Source organism: Pontibacter ummariensis (genome assembly GCF_900188175.1).
Classification (GTDB): Bacteria; Bacteroidota; Bacteroidia; order Cytophagales; family Hymenobacteraceae; genus Pontibacter; species Pontibacter ummariensis.
In genome coordinates this window covers 1-17938 of record NZ_FZOQ01000032.1, presented here as the reverse complement: position 1 = coordinate 17938, position 17938 = coordinate 1, and the positions used below count along the sequence as shown (strand labels likewise).

The window sequence follows — 17938 nt, the reverse complement described above, 5'->3', positions numbered from 1 at the left end:
TATATATTAAGCTAAGTTTCTAATTTTTGTCAGGTAAGTTACGTTTGGCTGCGTATTAAGCTCCTCCAACACGTGGAACGCTCTTGACTGGTGCTCTCGGGCCAGCAGTTGAGAAACCTTGCTGTCCGGGTCTTTCATGTCGCCAAACACAATCGCGTTTGTAGGGCACGACTGCGCACAAGCAGAAACAATCTCTCCGTCTTTTGGCCTTCTGTTCTCACGCTTCGCCTCTAGTTTACCTAACTGAATTCGCTGCACGCAGAATGTACATTTTTCCATAACTCCTCTGCCACGTACAGTAACATCCGGGTTCAACACCATCTTACCGAGGTCATCGTTCATGTGGTAGTCGAACTTATCGTTGTTCGCATAAGAGAACCAGTTGAAACGACGCACTTTGTAAGGGCAGTTGTTTGCGCAGTAACGTGTACCCACACAACGGTTGTACACCATTTGGTTCAGGCCGTCAGAGCTGTGCATGGTGGCAGCCACCGGACACACCGTCTCGCATGGGGCGTGGTTACAGTGCTGGCAAAGCATCGGCTGGAATATAACAGAAGGGTTTTCTGCAGGGTCTTCCATCGCCACAAAGTCGCCTTCTTCGTGCTCTACCGCGCTATAGTATCTGTCGATGCGCAGCCAGTGCATTTCACGGCGGTTCAGCACTTCTGCTTTACCCACTACTGGTATGTTGTTTTCTACCTGGCAGCTTACCACGCAGGCACCGCAACCAATACAAGAGTTCAGGTCAATGACCATTCCCCAGTGGTGGTCTTTATACTCGTAGTCGTCCCACAAAGAAACTAAAGCTGGTTTTTTAGGACCATCCGCTGTGGCGATTTTGATATACTCTGTTACTTCCAGTGGATTCTCCAGGTACTGCGAAAGAGTGCTCTCCTGCACAACCAGACGATCCATTACGGTGTGGTGTGTCTGCTGCTGTGCGATTGGGTGAAGGGCATCTGTTTTCTCCAGTTTCACGTTACCAGAGTAAAGAATAATGCCGTCCACAACCTGCGCAAGAGGCCATGCGTTTTCGCCCAGTTGATACGCAACCGGCATAGACTGTACCTTGCGGCCATATCCAACTGCGATACTTACAGTACCTTTCGCCTGTCCTGGCTGCATTAAGGCTGGCAACTCTATCGTCTTCCCATTTTCCATGGTCACACGAAGCACCTCCCCTTGCGTCACCCCCATCTCCTCTGCCATGTCTCTTGGCATACACACATAGTTACCCCATGTAGCTTTTGAGATCGGGTCTGGCAACTCCTGTAACCATGGGTTGTTGGCCATTTCGCCTGTTCCAATGGTCATTTTTTCGTACAGCACTGCCTCTATACCTGGGCCACCTTTTACTGGTCGCGCCACTGGCGTTACCGGCTCAAAGTCATTCACGATGTCCAAGGCGATGGTACCCGTCTGGCTCTCGTACACGCCGTCGTGGATAAGCTGCTCCCAGAATTTGTCGTAACTGTCGAAATCGCCTCTTTCTGCAGATCTCCAGTTATCTTTCAGATAATCATAGTACAGAATGTTGGTTCCCAGCCAGGTCAGCAAGCTGTCCTGCATCTGGCGGGTAGTAAAGATCGGGCTGATAGCTGGCTGTGCGAAGCTATAATAGCCTTTTCTTGGCTCGTAGTCGTTCCAGGACTCCAGGTAATGGTGGTCTGGTGTTACGTAGTCGCAGAACGCTGCAGTTTCCTCTACTCTATCCGCAAAAGAAACTTTAAGCGGTACTTTTGCCAGGCCACTTACCACGGCCTCTGTTAGCGGGTGATGATACACAGGGTTTGCATCGTAGAAGAACACAGCACCCACCTGGCCCGCATTCATCTCTTTGATAAGGCGAAGCATGTTCGCATCGTTACCCTGCTTCACATAATAAGGAGCTGCCGGATCTATGGTGCTACCAACTGCTCCTACAGCATCGTTAATAGCCGTTACCATCGCCTGCACGTTCGGATCATTTGACCCGCAAACCAACAAGGCACGGCCTCTGTTGGCTTTCAGTTCTTTGATGGCTGCTGCCAGCACAGGGCTTTCTGTTACAGCAGAAGCTGGTGCTCCACCATTGTTACCTGTTACCGCCTGGTAGATGGCAGCTACTACAGCTGAATGCTCAGAAGGTTTTATCGGTACACGCACGTCAGCATTTGCACCTGATAAGCTTAACCATGTTTCGAACTGGTAGTGACGCGACATAGCCGGCGCCTCCGGGTTCACTCTTCGTGTCTCTACATACTGCTTCGCAAAGATCACTGGCGCTAGCCAAGAGCCCAGGAAGTCAGCACCAACGCTTACGATGACCTTCGCTTTGCTAAAGTCGTAACCAGGAATAACTCCACCATTGGCAGCCAGAAGTCCTGTCGCAGAGTTAGCATCGTATGTTACGTGCTCAAAGTTGCTGAAGCGTGATCCGAACTCACGGATCAGTTTCTTAGTAGTAGGGCTGATAATAGTAGAAGACACAAAAGCTACCTTACCGGTAACATTCGCCAGTCGCTCAACAATTTGTCTGTCTACCTCTTCCCACTCTGCTTCGTCCCCTTTGATGACCGGAAAACGAAGTCTGTTATTATCATACAGGTCAAGTAAAGAGGCCTGCGCTCTTGGACCAGTTCCAAGCGTCAAGGAGGAGCTTGTGTTTGGCTCTACCTTTATAGGACGACCTTCACGTGTCTTAACCAGAATGCTGTTGTAGTCACCGTTCTTAAAGAAAGTGGAAGCATACCAGTTCGCGACACCTGGCTCTACATCAACTGGCTTATTTAAATATGGGATAGCTTTTCTTACTGGAGCCTCGCAAGATGCGAGTGAAACAGCGGCCATGCTAAACCCTAACAGTTTCAGGAAGTCTCTTCTCTTTGTTTTACCAGAAGAAGCCTCTTCACCGTTTTCATTTACTGGCAAGAATTCCGGAAACTCGTTCTGAGCATTTTTTTGAAACTCTGGCGTATTTTCCAGCTCTTCAATTCCTTTCCAGTATTTTATCCTGTTTTTCATTTTATATCTAAGAAACTCGAATACTTGAATTAAAAATTAGTAGTGGCAGCGGGCACACTCAGTACCACCATTAGAAGCCACCGTAAATGTTCCTCTGGACGATTTTTCGTGCAACTCAACCAGCTTATCGTAGTAGCCGTTACCCTCCGTGTTCAAAGGCGTTTCGCGGTGACAGTTAATACACCAGCCCATGGTTAGCGGGGAGTACTGGTACACCACATCCATTTCCTGGATCGGACCGTGGCAAGTCTCACACTCTACCCCACCCACTTGTGTGTGCTGTGAGTGGTTGAAGTAAGCCAGGTCTGGCAGGTTGTGGATACGCACCCACTCAATTGGCCTACCGCGCTCAATCGCCCTGTATATCTTTTGAATTTCCGGAGACTCTGTTTTGATCTGGCTGTGGCAGTTCATACAGATATTGGCAGAAGGAATACTTGCGCTCTGGCTCTCATACACCGTTGTGTGGCAGTAGTTACAGTTGATCTGGTGCTCACCAGCGTGCAGCTTGTGCGAGAAGGCAATTGGCTGCTTTGGCTGATAGCCCTGCTGTATACCCACACCCATCGCATAACCAAGGGTCAAATCGAGCAACACCACCACAAAGATCAACCCGACAAGAGAGCGCACTACTTTAGACTTATATATCTTGGAGAAGTCGAAGCGCTGGTTCACCACCTCATTATCAAACTCATCCAACTGACGGTTCTTGTTCAGGTAACCTTTTAGGACAGAGGAGATCAGCAACAGGGTAACGATCAACACGATCAACACAAGGATCAATACCACCAGGATAATATCCAGGTAGTTTCCAACAGCCCCAATAGCATCTGTCCCCACGTTCTCACCGGCAGGCTGGTCCTCACCCGAGCCTACTGTTGTTGGCACTGCCGCCACTTCAGCCTCCGCAGATTTGATATAAGTCAGGATAGAGACGATCTCTTCGTCTTTGAAGTTGAAAGAGGGCATCGCCTGCTTGTTGTACTCGTTGTAAACAGCAACCGCCTCCGCGTCTCCTGCCTGAATCAATGCCTGAGAGTTCTTAATCCACTTCAGCAACCAATCCTGGCTTCTTCTCTCATTAATTCCTGCTAAGCCTGGTCCTACAATTACATCGCTACCGGCAGAGTGACAGACAGCACAGTTATTTTTAAACAACTGGTTACCCGCACTTACAATAGCAGGATCATCTACAGGCAAACCACCTGCGTTTGCAGCTTCCACGGCACCTTCAGCAGCACCTGGCACTACTCCTTCGTCGCTTACCTGCGCCTGCTCTGCTGCCCCCTGAGCTAAGGCGCCAAAAGACACCACCAGAGAAAACAAAAAGGCGAAGAAAACTTTTGCTTTAATTTTAGGTATACAGCTAATCATAGCCAAGATCACTTGTGTGTGTTTAGTATATGGTGAAATAACTTACGGGCACAAATCTACTATGCGAATTCCATTAATCAAACAGAATAAGTTTATTATTTGGCCCTATTGCACCCCCTTCCATTTTACCTTTAAAAAATGGATAAATTGCTCGTATCGACCTCTTTTCAGCGTTTTTATTTAGAATCAGTTTAAATAAGACCCTTTCCCTTTACCCCCTCTTTTAAGAAGAATAACACAATTTGCACTCAAAAATATTACAAGTTTCACACCCCTACCTACTCTTGTTTTAGTCCAAATCCCCATCTCCATTGTTCTCTTTTTCAGTGCAAAAAATCCGCTTCGCCTGACCGCCTACACCTTATATATATAGGAGTTTTTGTTTTCTGCCACCCTGTGTTTCCAATTCGCTACTTTTTCTTCCTGCTGTTACACATAATAATCCTCACACCCACTTGCTTATGATAAAACCAAAGCGTACCTTTGCAGGCTAAAATTAAAACCATAATCGAACCGATGGAATTGAAAAATTATGAAACGGTCTTCATCTTGACGCCTCTTTTGAATGATGCGCAGATGCAGGAAACGGTCGAGAAGTTCAGACAGGTGCTTAAGGAAAATGGCGCCGACATTATTCACGAAGAGAACTGGGGTCTTCGTAAGCTTGCTTACCCAATCCAGAAGAAATCAACTGGTTTCTATCACCTCGTTGAATTTAAGGCACCAGGCACTGTAGTGGATGCCCTTGAACTGGCTTATCGCCGTGATGAAAAAGTAGTTCGTTTCTTGACTACTGCCCTTGACAAGCACGCTGTGGCTTACAACGAGCGCAGAAGAAACGGCGAGTTCAAATCACAAGCTAAAAAAGAGGAGGTTAAAGGATAATGAGCTTAGTTAACGAAAGAGTAAACAAACCAGAGAACCGTCAGAAATACTGCCGTTTCAAGAAAAGCGGTATCAAGTATATCGACTATAAGGATGGCAACTTCCTGCTGAAGTTTGTAAACGAGCAGGGCAAGATCCTTCCAAGAAGGCTTACAGGTACCAGCCTTAAGTTCCAGCGCAAAGTGGCTCAGGCTGTTGCCAGAGCAAGACACCTTGCCATTTTACCTTATGTAACAGATTCTTTAAAATAAGGAGGTCAAACGATGGAAGTAATACTTAAAGAAGATGTTAAGAACTTAGGCTACAAAAACGATATCGTTGAAGTAAAGCCTGGTTATGGCCGTAACTACCTGATCCCACAAGGGCTGGCTGTTATCGCTGACAAGTCAAGCAAGAAAGTAGTTGCTGAAAATATCCGTCAGGCGGCACACAAAGCTGAGAAAGTAAAAGCTGATGCACAGGAGCTGGCCAACAGCATCGGTGATATCACCCTGGAGATCCCTGCAAAAGTAGGCGAGACCGGAAAGATCTTCGGTTCTGTTACTACCCTGCAGCTTTCTGATGCTTTAAAAGCAAAAGGCTTTGATGTAGACCGTAAGCGTATTTCTTTCGACCAGGACGTGAAAACTGCTGGCGAATACACAGCTACGCTGAACCTGCACAAAGAAGTGAAGCACCAGATACGTTTTAATGTGGTGGCTGAGTAAGCTTATCTGAAAGACTATTACCTGCGTCCTGCCCCACAAAAGGCAGGACGCTTTTTTTTAGCCCTCCCCCACGTATAGAAGCTAAAAACTAGATCGCTATGTTCCGCACAGAAGTACACGTACCAAAGTCTGACCTTAACCTTACCTTACAGGACAAGGTAGTCACCCTTGGCTCCTGCTTTGCCGATGTGATCGGCTCCAAGCTACGGCAACATAAGGTAGAGGCCCTTGTTAACCCTTTCGGCACTATCTTTAACCCTGTTTCTGTTTGCCTGTTACTCAAGGCCGCCTCCGGTAAGCCCTACAGTTTTGAACAGCACCTGGTAGAGCAGCAGGGAATCTGGTATGCCTACGACTTACACTCCTCCCTCTCCTCCCCCCACAAGCAGGAACTGCTGCAGCAAATTCAGGCAAGGCTGAACAAGACGAGCGAGCAGTTACAGCAGTCCTCCCTGCTCATCATTACCTTAGGCACTGCCGTGGCTTACCGGTTAAACTACAACGGTAAAGTAGTGGCTAACTGCCATAAGCTCCCCTCCAGTAACTTCTCGCGGGTACTGCTGAGTGTGGAAGAGACAATGCAAGCCTTTGAGGACATGTATGGCTTTCTGAAGCTAATGAACCCCAACCTGAAAGTGCTGCTAACGGTAAGCCCTGTACGCCATATAAAGGAAACGATTCCGATGAACAGTGTCAGCAAAGCTACCCTACGCGTGTTGTGCCATCAGCTAGCCGAGGCACACGAAGATGTGCTTTACTTCCCGGCTTACGAAATCATGCTCGACGACCTGCGCGACTACCGCTTTTACAAAGAGGACATGCTGCACCCAACGGAAGTCGCCGAGGATTATATCTGGCAGAAGTTCGTAGAAGCCTATTACAGAAAGGACTTTCAGCAGTTTATAAAGGAGTGGGAGAAAATAAAGCGGGCTGTGGCACACAGGCCCTTCCACCCCCAATCAGCGGCACACCAAGCGTTCCTTCGGAAAACCCTGGAGCAGTTACAGGCCCTTGAACAGCAGCATCAGATCGAGGCGTCGGCAGAAAGGCAGGCCCTCCAACAGCAACTCCTACAGAGGTAAGCCCGCCTGCCGGACTTGCCTGCCCAACACTTTTATGTAACTTGACCGTAAAAACTGAGACAAGCCAAGCGTAGAAACAGCAGGTGTAATGCCCGCAGCTACAGCCCTGAAGCCCTTTTCTTTGTACCTGATAAAACGATGGGAGAGAACAAACACACGAACCGACTTATACAGGAGAGCAGCCCTTACCTGCTGCAACACGCCCACAACCCCGTAGACTGGTACCCCTGGGGCGAGGAGGCCCTGCAGAAAGCAAAGCAGGAGGATAAGCCCATCATCGTGAGTATCGGCTATGCCGCCTGCCATTGGTGCCACGTAATGGAGCACCAGTCTTTTGAGCACGAAGCGATCGCAGCGGTGATGAACGAGCATTTCGTGTGCATTAAAGTAGACCGGGAAGAGCGGCCCGACGTGGACGCCGTGTACATGGATGCCCTGCACGCGATGGGGTTGCAAGGCGGTTGGCCCCTCAACGTTTTTCTGACACCGGAGGCAAAGCCCTTTTACGGCGGCACTTACTTTCAGCCGCAGCAGTGGGTAAGCCTGCTTAAAAACATTGCGGAGGCCTACCAAAAAAACAGGGAGAAGCTGGATCAGTCGGCAGAGCAGTTTGTACAACACCTGAACCGTAGCGAGTTAGACAAGTACGGCCTGGGGCAGCGCAACTTTTTGGTACGCGAAGATGACTTCAAGCTGATGGGCTACAACTTCAGCACGCGCTTCGATAAAAAGCTGGGTGGCATGGGGCAGGCACCCAAGTTTCCGATGCCCACCAATTACCTCTTCCTCCTCCGCTACTACAGCCAGACGGGTGACCAGACAGCGCTGAACCACCTCAACCTAACCTTGCGCGAAATGGCTTTCGGCGGCATTTACGACCAGATCGGGGGTGGCTTTGCCCGTTACTCGGTGGATGATGCGTGGCTGGTGCCGCACTTCGAGAAAATGCTGTATGATAACGGGCAGCTGATCAGCCTGTACGCAGAAGCTTACCAGGCCACACGTGAAACGCTCTACCACGACGTAGTCTACGAGACCATCGGATTTGTAGCGCGTGAGCTTATGAGCGGCGAAGGCGGGTTTTACTCCTCGCTGGATGCGGACAGCGAGGGAGAGGAAGGCAGGTTTTACACCTTCACAAGAGAAGAGCTACAGGCTATCTTAGGTGCTGAGGAGCCTCTTTTCTCGAAGTACTACCATGTAACAGCCGCCGGCAACTTTGAGCATGGCCGCAACATCCTGCACCGCCGCTCTACCGATGAGGCTTTTGCAGAAGAGAACGAGCTGGAGGTAGACGTACTGGAAGATATGGTGCAAAGCTGGAAAGAGAAACTGATGGAGGTGCGGGCTCAGCGCGTCCGGCCGGGGCTCGACGATAAAATCCTCACCTCCTGGAACGCGTTAATGCTAAAAGGCCTGGCTGACGCCTACCATGTGTTTGGCAACAAGCACTTCCTGGAACTGGCCCTGCAAAACGCCCGGTTCATCTTAGCCCGCCTGAAGGAGGGAGAAAAACTGTACCACAACTATAAGGAGGGCAAAGCAACGATTGACGGCTTTCTGGAAGATTATGCACTATTGGCGCGCGCCTTTACCCGCCTTTATGAAGTAACCTTTGACGAGCAGTGGCTGCAGGAAGCCAAGGCGCTGGTAGACTATAGCCTGGAGAACTTCTTTGATGAGGCGGAAGGCATGTTCTTTTTCACGGATAAACGCTCTGAGAAGCTTATTGCCCGCAAAAAGGAGATCATCGACAATGTAGTACCCGCCTCTAACTCCGTGATGGCCACCAACCTCCATTTCCTGGGCCTGTCCTATGACGAGGAAAAGTACAGCAGCCTATCAGACGAAATGCTGGCCAAAGTCAAAGACCTCCTGGTCAAAGAGCCTTCGCACCTGAGCAACTGGGCCTCTTTATACTTCTATAAGCTGACTCCTACCGCCGAGGTAGCCATTGTTGGACCCGCAGCCCCGGAAATGCGGGCCGAGCTAAGCGCCTTTTACCTCCCCAACATGCTCTTATTAGGCAGTGAAACAGGAGAAGGCAGCCAGATACCATTACTGGAGGACAAAGTAGCGATACAGGGCCAGACAACGGTCTATGTCTGCTATAACAAAACATGCCAGCTGCCGGTGCACACCGCTGCGGATGCTCTGAAACAGCTTAAGAACAGGCAACAGGACAGCAAGTTCCCGGCGCTGTAGTGAAGCGAACTACCTAACTACAGGGAACGGCTGAAGCATAAGCTGTAAAAAGCTTTCCAACTTGTTATAACATAGCTTTTTGCTGGCTTTTCGCCTCGCCGGCTGGGTCTTACTTATCTTCTTGATGAGAATCGAGGGCTCCTACCCCACAACGAGCAAAAGAATCAAAACGATTTTGAACTCGCTGAACGCCCAAACGAAAAACCGTCAAAAGGGCATCTGGCTACCTTATCTGTTCTGTAGCACAAGTAAGGATCCCAGACGCTCGCAGGAGCTGCGCACACTGCGAGGTCTTTGCTGCCGTTGTTGGTGTTACTCACCGTCAATTAAACGCTACAGGCTCTCTCTTACTTAATCAAAGAAAAAAACTTCTCCAGTTTTCCCGGGAGGCGCCTTGGCGGGTTCCGGTGCTCAGCTTGCTGAGCATTGCGCAGCGACAGCGAGCATAGGAAGACGGCACAGCGCTGAGCGGGAAAACGCGCCCTCGCGGACGTAGAGCGCAGGTAAGCAGCAATGCAAAAGGGCATCAATAAGCCTATAGGATCAGCAGACCCTACGCCAGCTTAGACAAAACCTTTCAGAGACCTCTAAGCATCCTCTCTATCCTTCTTTAATAAACCATTCATCAAACAGCTTTTCACCTAAGCTCCTAAATCCTTACCTTAGAGGCTAAACTAATCTAACACTTAATCTACGCATGAATAAACGTACTTATCTGAGTATGTTACTGGCCGCCGCGCTGGCACTCCCTTACGGCACGGCGCAAGCCCAGGACAAAAAAGAAGACGCTAAATGGAAGGTGGACGCAGCCCATGGTCCACAAAAAGAGATTTCCGTTACTACCAACGAAGGCACCTGGATGAGCGTGGACGTAAGTCCCGACGGCAAAGAGATCGTTTTTGATATGTTGGGGGATATTTACATCATGCCCATCTCCGGTGGTACAGCCAAACTTCTCAGAAGCGGTCGCCCTTACGAAGTGCAGCCCCGCTTTAGTCCGAATGGCCAGTATATTTCGTTTACGTCGGATGCAGGGGGTGGCGATAACATCTGGGTGATGAAGCGCGATGGCTCGGAGGCCAAGCAAGTAACCAACGAAAGCTTCCGCTTGCTGAACAACGCCGTCTGGACCCCAGACGGGGAGTACCTGATCGCCCGTAAGCATTTTACGAATACCCGCTCGCTGGGTGCCGGCGAAATGTGGATGTACCACCGCACAGGTGGTAGCGGCGTACAGTTAACAAAGCGAAAGAACGACCAGCAGGATGCAGGCGAACCCTTCGCCTCCCCCGACGGCAAGTACGTGTACTACTCAGAGGATATGAGCGGCGGCTCCACGTTTGAGTATAACAAAGACCCGAACGGCCAGATCTATGTGATCCGTCGGGTTGACCGCAATACGGGCGAGATAGAGAACGTCATCACAGGAAATGGCGGCGCTGTTCGCCCGGTACTCAGCCGCGATGGCAAGTACGTTGCCTTTGTGCGCCGCGTGCGTACTAAGTCGGTGTTGTTTGTGCATGACTTGAAGACCGGCGAAGAGTGGCCTGTTTATGACAAGTTAAACCACGACCAGCAGGAAGCCTGGGCTATTTTCGGAGTTTACCCTTACTTCTCCTGGACACCGGACAACAAGCACATCGTGTTCTGGGCCGACGGTAAGATCAATAAAGTGGATGTAGCATCTAAGCAGGTGACAAACATCCCATTCGAGGCGACCGCGACACATTATATAACCGGTGCTGTACGCCACGACCACAGCAAGAACGGGGGCATCGCACCAAAGCAGTTCACTGCAAAGGCCATTCGCCATGCCGTAACCTCTCCTGACGGAAAGACGCTGGTGTTTAATGCGGCCGGTTACATCTACAAGAAAGACCTGCCCAACGGCAAACCCGAGCGTATTACCAATGGTCAGGACTTCGAGTTCTATCCGTCCTTCTCCCCGGATGGCAAGTACATCGTGTACTCCACCTGGAACGACGATAACTTTGGAGCTTTGTATAAGCTCGATATCCGTAAGAAGAACCCTAAGCCAACGAAGTTAACCTCTGAGAAAGGCTTTTATACCGAGCCTGTTTTCTCGCCTAACGGCAAGTACATCGTGTACAGCAAGGATGGCGGAAACAGCCACATGGGGTATGCGCATGGCAAAGAGCGCGGCATTTACTACATGCCTGCTGATGGAGGAAAAGCCACACTGGTACAGGAGCGCGGTTCTTCTCCGCTCTTTAATGCTACCTCTGACCGGATCTTCTTTACTGGCCGAGAGGGTGACAAGTATGCCTTCAAAAGCGTGGACCTGAATGGCAAAGAAGAACAGACACATTACACCTCCAAGTATACAGACCAGTTCTACCCAAGCCCGGACAACAAGTGGATCGGCTTTGTGGAGTTGTTTAACGGCTACATTGCACCTTTCACCACAAACGGGGCTGGCTTAGACCTGAGTGCCGATACCAAGGCTGTTCCGGTGGCGCGCTTTACCCGCGATGCCGGCACCAGCATTCACTGGTCTGCCGACAGCAAGAAGATCAACTGGGTGCTGGGAGACGAGTACTTCTCGAATGATCTGAAAGAGCGCTTTGCTTTTGTGCCTGGTGCTCCCGAAGAATTGCCTGCTATCGACACAACAGGCATTAAGATCGGACTGGAACTGAAAACAGACATTCCGGAAGGGAAAGTAGCCTTCACCAATGCCCGCATCATCACCATGAAAGGCGACGAAGTGATTGAGGGCGGCACGATCATAGTGGACGGCAACCGCATTGTGGCCGTTGGTAATAATGTGGCTGTTCCGAAAGACGCCAAAGTGATCGACGCCAAGGGTAAAACCATTATGCCGGGCATTGTAGACGTACACGCGCACCTGGGTACATTCCGCCTGGGTATGAGCCCGCAGAAGCAGTGGTCTTACTATGCCAACCTGGCCTACGGTGTTACCACCACCCACGACCCTTCTTCTACCACAGAGATGGTATTTAGCCAATCAGAGGCAGTAAAGTCTGGTGCCATGATCGGACCGCGCATCTACTCAACCGGCACCATCCTGTATGGCGCTGACGGTAACTTTAAGGCCGTGATCAATAGCCTGGACGATGCCCGCTCACACCTGCGCCGTCTGAAGGCCGTAGGAGGTTTCTCGGTAAAGAGCTATAACCAGCCACGCCGTGAGCAGCGCCAGCAAGTAATTGAGGCAGCCCGTGAACTGGACATGAGCGTGTACCCGGAAGGCGGTTCTACCTTCTTCCATAACATGACAATGGTACTGGACGGCCACTCTGGCGTGGAGCATAACATTCCGGTAGCACCGCTTTACAAGGACGTGCTGGAAGTGTGGAAAGCTTCTGAAGTAGGCTACACCCCTACCCTGATCGTGAACTATGGCGCCACTAACGGCGAGTACTACTGGTATCAGAAAACGAACGTGTGGGAGAAAGACCGCCTGCTGAAGTTTACGCCTCGCTCTATTATAGATGGCCGCGCCCGGTTCGTGACAAAGGTGCCGGATGAGGAGTATAAGAATGGCTTCATGGCTACCTCCCGTGCTGCAAAAGCCCTGACCGACAACGGGGTAAAAGTAAACCTGGGGGCGCATGGCCAGTTACAGGGCCTAGGTGCGCATTGGGAGCTGTGGATGCTGCAGCAAGGCGGTATGACAAACCACGAGGCCTTGCGTGCGGCCACCTTAAACGGAGCGGAGTACATCGGCATGGATAAGGAGATCGGCTCGTTAGAGCCGGGCAAGCTGGCTGACCTGATCGTACTGGACGAGAACCCGCTGGAGAACATCCAGAACTCGGAGCACGTGAAGTACACCATGATCAACGGCCGCCTGTATGATGCCGCTACCATGGCAGAAGTAGGAAACTACAACAAGCAGCCGGGCAAGTTCTGGTGGGAGAACGACAAGTACGCTACCGCTTTTGACTGGCACGAAGGTACCGACACCCGCTTTGAGGGTATTGCCGGTGAGCACTGCGTATGCCGCCACTAAGCCAAGCTAACCAACATATAAAAACAGTGCAGCCACCTCATTTGGGGTGGCTGCACTGTTTTTATATAACTCCTGTGAGTATGCAACCTCTGTTACATTTGATTCGATAGCTTCCCTTCTTAACAGGAACACGAAGACAAGCCTGGAAAATAAGCTGACTCTGCCTTTACCCAATGGATCTGGAGTTAGTAGCTACCAGCGCCACACTAAGCCCCATAACTGCGATAATAGTGAAAGACACCCGCAGGCTGGTGGCCCCAGCGATAAAACCTATCAGTGGCGGGCCAAGCAGGAAACCGAAGAAGCCAATGGTAGATACGGCCGCCAAAGCTACACCCGGCGACATAACCTTCGACCTTCCGGCAGCGCCATAGACCAGGGGTACCACAGACGACACACCTGCTCCCACCAGGGCAAAGCCCAGCATAGCGGTATACAGATAAGGAAAGACCACCGAAATGAGCAAGCCTGCGGCTGTCAGCGTGCCGCTTAGCTGTAAAATCCTTTTTAAACCGAAGCGGCTTGTAAACCAGTCTGCCACAAAACGGGTGGCAGCCATCGTGCACATAAAAGCAGTATAACCCGCCCCGATCCAGGCCTTCTCTACCAACAGCACTTTCTTAAAATACACGCCGCTCCAGTCGAACATAGCCCCCTCGCAGATCATGGCAAAGAAGCAGATAATCCCTAGGTCTATCAACGACTTGTCGGGCATCACAAAGATTGGTTTATCTGTGTCTGTATTCACATCCTCTCGCAACACAAAACGGGAAGCGATCACAATGACTAAAAGAGACAGGAACATGATCAGCAGGAAGTGTTCAAAAGGGGCTACTCCCTCTCCGATCATCAAGGTTCCGATAGCTGCTCCGGTAAAACCCGCCAAGCTCCAGAGCCCATGAAAAGAGGCCATGATAGACTTCTGGTACAAAGCTTCTACGCCTACTCCCTGGGTATTAATGGATATGTTCATCAGGTTACCGGCAAAGCCGAAGACAAACAAAGCCACGATCAGTTGCAGTGGATCTTGTGAATAGCCAATGGCAACGAGTGTTGTAGTGTAGAGCAGCCCGGAAAAGATAACCACGCTGCGGCTCCCAGTTTTCGCAATCACCCAACCGGCCACAGGAAGCGAAAGCAGCAAGCCGACCGGAAGCGCCAGCAGCACGCCTCCCAGTTCAGCTTCTGATAAGCCCATTTGCTGCTGTATGGTTGGTATACGGGATCCCCAGCTGGCGAAACTTAAACCTTGCAAAAAGTAAAAACAGCCCACCGCCACACGGTGAATAAGTCGTGAGTGGCTTTGGGCCGGTGAAGAAGTAAGCATCAGAAATCAATTAACATCTATCAGTTATCATTTATCAGCTGGTCTTACGAATAAAGTAAGCCACGCTTGTGGTTAAGTTTCCTCTTGGCCTCATCCCTGTACTTCTGATGAAGGCACGAGCCTGTAGCTCGTACCTCCATCTTTCTAACAGTTCAATTTTATGTTGAAACTCTTTTTTTATACTGTGCATGCACAGCAACTAGAAAAGGAACGAACTACAAGTTCGCACCAGCAAAACCTTATATTTTTTCCCTGCAAGTCATCCCCCTCCCCTTTCTAAGAGGGACAGCACTGAATCAATGAGACATAAGCTGTCATAAAACAACCTATTACGATGAACAAGCAACGCTAAACGAACAACAAACCATCACTTCACCGCCTCCAGTACGCGCCTGAACAGTTCGTCCTGCTTACCATTGTGCCAGCGCCATACGATCACAATATCGTGTTCCGGATCGACCCAGATCGTGTTCTGCCCGGCTCCCAAGGCCGCATAGCTGGTAGTAGGCGCGCTCGGCCAGGCTTTCCCCTCGGTATTCAGCCACCACAGGTAACCGTAGTCCGGCCCCACAGGACCGCGTTGGCTTGTTGCTTCTCTTACCCAGTCCGCTGATATCAGCTGCTTGTCTTCCCAGCGCCCGTTACGGAGGAACAGATAGCCGAAACGCGCCTCATCACGGGTATTGATCCAGAGACCACCACCCCAGCGGGTACCACCGCTCACAGATGGCATCTCCTGTCCGTTTATCATTACCTTCGAATTACGGTAAGGCACCCAGCGCCAGGTATCCGAGGCATCAATGGGATCCATGATCTCGTCCTCCAACACCTCCGGCAAAGGCTTCTCCCACAGGCGCAGCAGCGACAGGGCCAGGCGGTTGATACGCACGTCGTTGTACTCGTAGTAAGTTCCCGGTTCCTGCAGCTCCCGTGGCTTACGCTCGCCACGGCCATACTCCTCCGTACCGACAAAGTCATGCTTTTTGCCCCACAGTTCGCCTTCCCACTCCGTGGTCTGCCGGGCGTGGTGCTCCCAGGTTACCTTGCGGTTCTGCTCCGATTCATAACCTCCGTCTTTCACGTACTGCGCCACAGGGTCCTGGATATCCTCGATCATCCCTTCATCAATCGTGATACCCAGTAACGTAGAGAGGAAGCTTTTGGCAACGCTGTAAGTCGGATCTGGCCGTTTGGTGTCGCCCCACTCTGCCACGATATAGCCATCCTTCAGGATAATGCCATTGGTAGCGGCTCTGTCGGCAGGCAAAGGACCGAGCATTTTACCGAAGATTTCCTCCTGTGTGGAGAAGTCTTTCGGCATCTGCTCTGTTTCCTGTGTTTTGGCCCATGCCACTGCCTCCTGCAACTTAACAGGGTCCAGCCCCAGCTCTTCGGGCCTGCGGTACTCCCAATCGTCTCCGTCTCCGGGATAGTAAACTTCTGCGGCAGCTTTTGCCGTTGTGGTTGCAGTAGTAGCGGTCTGCTCAGGTTGTTGCTGGCACGATAACAGGCTAGCGGCCAGGGCCAGCGACAGGAAAGAATTCCGAAGCATCATACGATCTTATTTTAGAACCTACAATCTACTAAAATTAGCAGTACGTGCCTCTTTGTTCCTACAAAGGAAAACAATTAAAAGCCCTGGCTGTACTAGATTTATAACTTATTGAGTGCCTATGCTACAGATAAGAGTATACTCCGACTACGTTTGCCCTTACTGCTTTTTAGGAGAGGTAATGCTGGAGCGGGCCTTACAAGGCTTAAAAGGCCAGGTAGATATAGAATGGATGCCCTTTGAACTGCGCCCCTTCCCGACACCGACCCTTAAACCGGAGGGAGACTACCTGCAAACAACCTGGCAGCGTTCTGTATACCCGATGGCCGAGCAACTAGATATTAACATCGTGCTGCCCAAGGTATCGCCGCAGCCCTACACCCACCTCGCCTTCGAGGGCTACCAGTACGCACAGGAAAAAGGGTTAGGCGAGGCATACACGCACCGCATGTTTACTGCCTTTTTCCAGGAAGAACAGGACTTAGGCGATATAAACGTATTAACTAATTTGGCGCAGGAAGTAGGCCTGGATAAAGAAGCATTTAAAGAAGCTGTTGAATCAGGCAAGTACAGGGAGACGCACCAGCAAGCACTGCGTCATGCGTACGAAGAAGTAGGCGTATCGGCAGTGCCAACCTTTATTGTCGGCAACAAAATCGTGCGCGGGCTGCTGCGCGAAGAAGACCTCCGCAGACTGATCATACAAGAGCTGGGGTAAGCCCTGTTCCGGATTCGCAAACGGGCACAGACTTCTGTACCGGAAGGTTTACACTTATCAGTAAAGCCTATGCACGGTTACCACCCGGAACCACCTCGCCGGCCACCCAATATTCCTCCGAGCAGGCTTCCCAGTCCGCCAGAGCGCCTCATGTTACCATAACCCTTCCGGCCGTTCAAACCTCCCAGAATCGAGATGATAGAGCCTAATCCTCCCCCGCTGCGGTACATTCCTCCGCCCAACAGACCTCCAAGTAAACCACCGCCTATGCCACCACGATACCGCCTGCGCCGCCCGCCTCTCAGCAGCTTGGCAATCACCAGTGGTGCTACAACGCCCAACACGCCCTGCACCATCTGCGGTGAAATGCCAGCGTTCTTAAACATGTCCCCGAAACCATTCTTATTTAAAAAGGACTGCGAGGTAGGGTCTTCGCCCTGCTGTTGTGCTTCGTCCGCTTTGTTTACGTACTGCTCTAAGATGCTGTACTGCTTCTGATTGACGCCCAGGTAATCTGCCATCTGCTGAATTTCCTTTTGCTCTTCCTGGGCATAATGTCCGTCTGCTTTGGCAAAGCTGATGATGTCTGTGACAAAGGAGAAGCGCAGTTGGCTGCGTTTCAGCACGTCCAGGCATTGCTGTACGTTTATTTGGGAGGGGTTCTTCGCGATCATCTCCACCTCCTGCTGTACATTCTCCGGTAGGTCGGCTGCCTCCCCCATCAACGCTAAAAACTCCAACTCTTCTTCCGTCGTTTTCCCGTCGGCCGAGGCAAGAGAAGCCAGGGCGCCGAAGTAGGCCCCCTTCTCCTCTAGCGGGTAGTCTTTTAATAAAGTAGTTTGTTCCATGTGCTGTTCGGACTAGTGTGCTTGCTAATAACGAACTACGCGCACAGCAGGTTGGTCTTCTGCCGGCTGAATGTAGCAATGGTGTAGCCAGTGACTTTCAGAAAGCTTTGCGTTGAGTGCCTGCTGTAGAGGTAGCAAGCAGAAGAGCCGGTTTTTTTACCCGGCTCTTCTGTGTTTGATTTTGATTGTCTTACTCTTTCACCATCTTGGTATGTGTGGTCACGCCGTCCAGCTCTG

At 50.8% G+C, this 17938-nt stretch carries 13 protein-coding genes; 7 read left to right on the top strand and 6 right to left on the bottom strand.

All coding sequences use genetic code 11. The features are described 5' to 3' along the window. Nucleotides 1-6 precede the first annotated feature (6 nt). Complete coding sequence (locus CHB92_RS22750) at nt 7-3006, bottom strand: TAT-variant-translocated molybdopterin oxidoreductase (RefSeq protein WP_089321544.1); 3000 nt, start codon at nt 3004-3006, stop codon at nt 7-9. 36 nt (nt 3007-3042) lie between these two features. After that, a complete protein-coding gene (locus CHB92_RS22745) occupies nt 3043-4380 on the bottom strand; it encodes a cytochrome c3 family protein (protein ID WP_089321543.1) in 1338 nt (445 codons plus the stop codon). Between the two features lie 516 nt (nt 4381-4896). Between CHB92_RS22745 and rpsF the strand changes: the two genes are divergently transcribed. The 6 genes from rpsF to CHB92_RS22715 all read left to right on the top strand — a co-directional run bounded on the left by rpsF (nt 4897) and on the right by CHB92_RS22715 (nt 13256). Then, nucleotides 4897-5265: a 30S ribosomal protein S6 gene (rpsF, locus tag CHB92_RS22740; RefSeq protein ID WP_089321574.1), complete on the top strand. Its 369-nt coding sequence runs from the start codon at nt 4897-4899 to the stop codon at nt 5263-5265. Further along, nucleotides 5265-5516, top strand: coding sequence for a 30S ribosomal protein S18 (rpsR, locus tag CHB92_RS22735; RefSeq protein WP_089321542.1), 252 nt, complete (start codon nt 5265-5267; stop codon nt 5514-5516). The genes rpsF and rpsR overlap by 1 nt, the downstream gene beginning before the upstream one ends. Before the next feature lie 12 nt (nt 5517-5528). Beyond that, nucleotides 5529-5972, top strand: a complete 444-nt coding sequence (gene rplI, locus CHB92_RS22730) for a 50S ribosomal protein L9 (RefSeq protein WP_089321541.1) — start codon at nt 5529-5531, stop codon at nt 5970-5972. A 98-nt stretch (nt 5973-6070) separates the two neighbouring features. After that, nucleotides 6071-7054 carry a GSCFA domain-containing protein gene (locus CHB92_RS22725; protein WP_089321540.1) on the top strand — a complete coding sequence of 328 codons (984 nt, stop codon included), beginning with the start codon at nt 6071-6073 and terminating at the stop codon, nt 7052-7054. A 138-nt stretch (nt 7055-7192) separates the two neighbouring features. Then, nucleotides 7193-9259: a thioredoxin domain-containing protein gene (locus CHB92_RS22720; protein WP_089321539.1), complete on the top strand. Its 2067-nt coding sequence runs from the start codon at nt 7193-7195 to the stop codon at nt 9257-9259. Between the two features lie 697 nt (nt 9260-9956). After that, entirely contained in the window at nt 9957-13256 is a 3300-nt protein-coding gene (locus tag CHB92_RS22715; protein ID WP_245842835.1) for an amidohydrolase family protein, read from the top strand. Nucleotides 13257-13422: 166 nt separating this feature from the next. Here the strand turns inward: CHB92_RS22715 and CHB92_RS22710 are convergent, their stop codons facing one another. After that, nucleotides 13423-14583, bottom strand: a complete 1161-nt coding sequence (locus tag CHB92_RS22710; RefSeq protein ID WP_089321537.1) for an MFS transporter — start codon at nt 14581-14583, stop codon at nt 13423-13425. 367 nt (nt 14584-14950) lie between these two features. After that, nucleotides 14951-16138 (bottom strand): serine hydrolase domain-containing protein, encoded by a 1188-nt coding sequence (locus tag CHB92_RS22705; RefSeq protein ID WP_245842833.1) that lies wholly within the window; start codon nt 16136-16138, stop codon nt 14951-14953. 118 nt (nt 16139-16256) lie between these two features. Here CHB92_RS22705 and CHB92_RS22700 point away from each other — a divergent pair, with 118 nt between their 5' ends. Then, nucleotides 16257-16853: a DsbA family oxidoreductase gene (locus CHB92_RS22700; RefSeq protein ID WP_089321535.1), complete on the top strand. Its 597-nt coding sequence runs from the start codon at nt 16257-16259 to the stop codon at nt 16851-16853. A 77-nt stretch (nt 16854-16930) separates the two neighbouring features. Here the strand turns inward: CHB92_RS22700 and CHB92_RS22695 are convergent, their stop codons facing one another. Next, nucleotides 16931-17701 carry a tellurite resistance TerB family protein gene (locus CHB92_RS22695; RefSeq protein WP_089321534.1) on the bottom strand — a complete coding sequence of 257 codons (771 nt, stop codon included), beginning with the start codon at nt 17699-17701 and terminating at the stop codon, nt 16931-16933. 35 nt (nt 17702-17736) lie between these two features. Next, nucleotides 17737-17938, bottom strand: a 202-nt coding sequence (locus tag CHB92_RS26025; RefSeq protein WP_218824299.1) for a hypothetical protein, incomplete at its 5' end; no start/stop codon positions are given.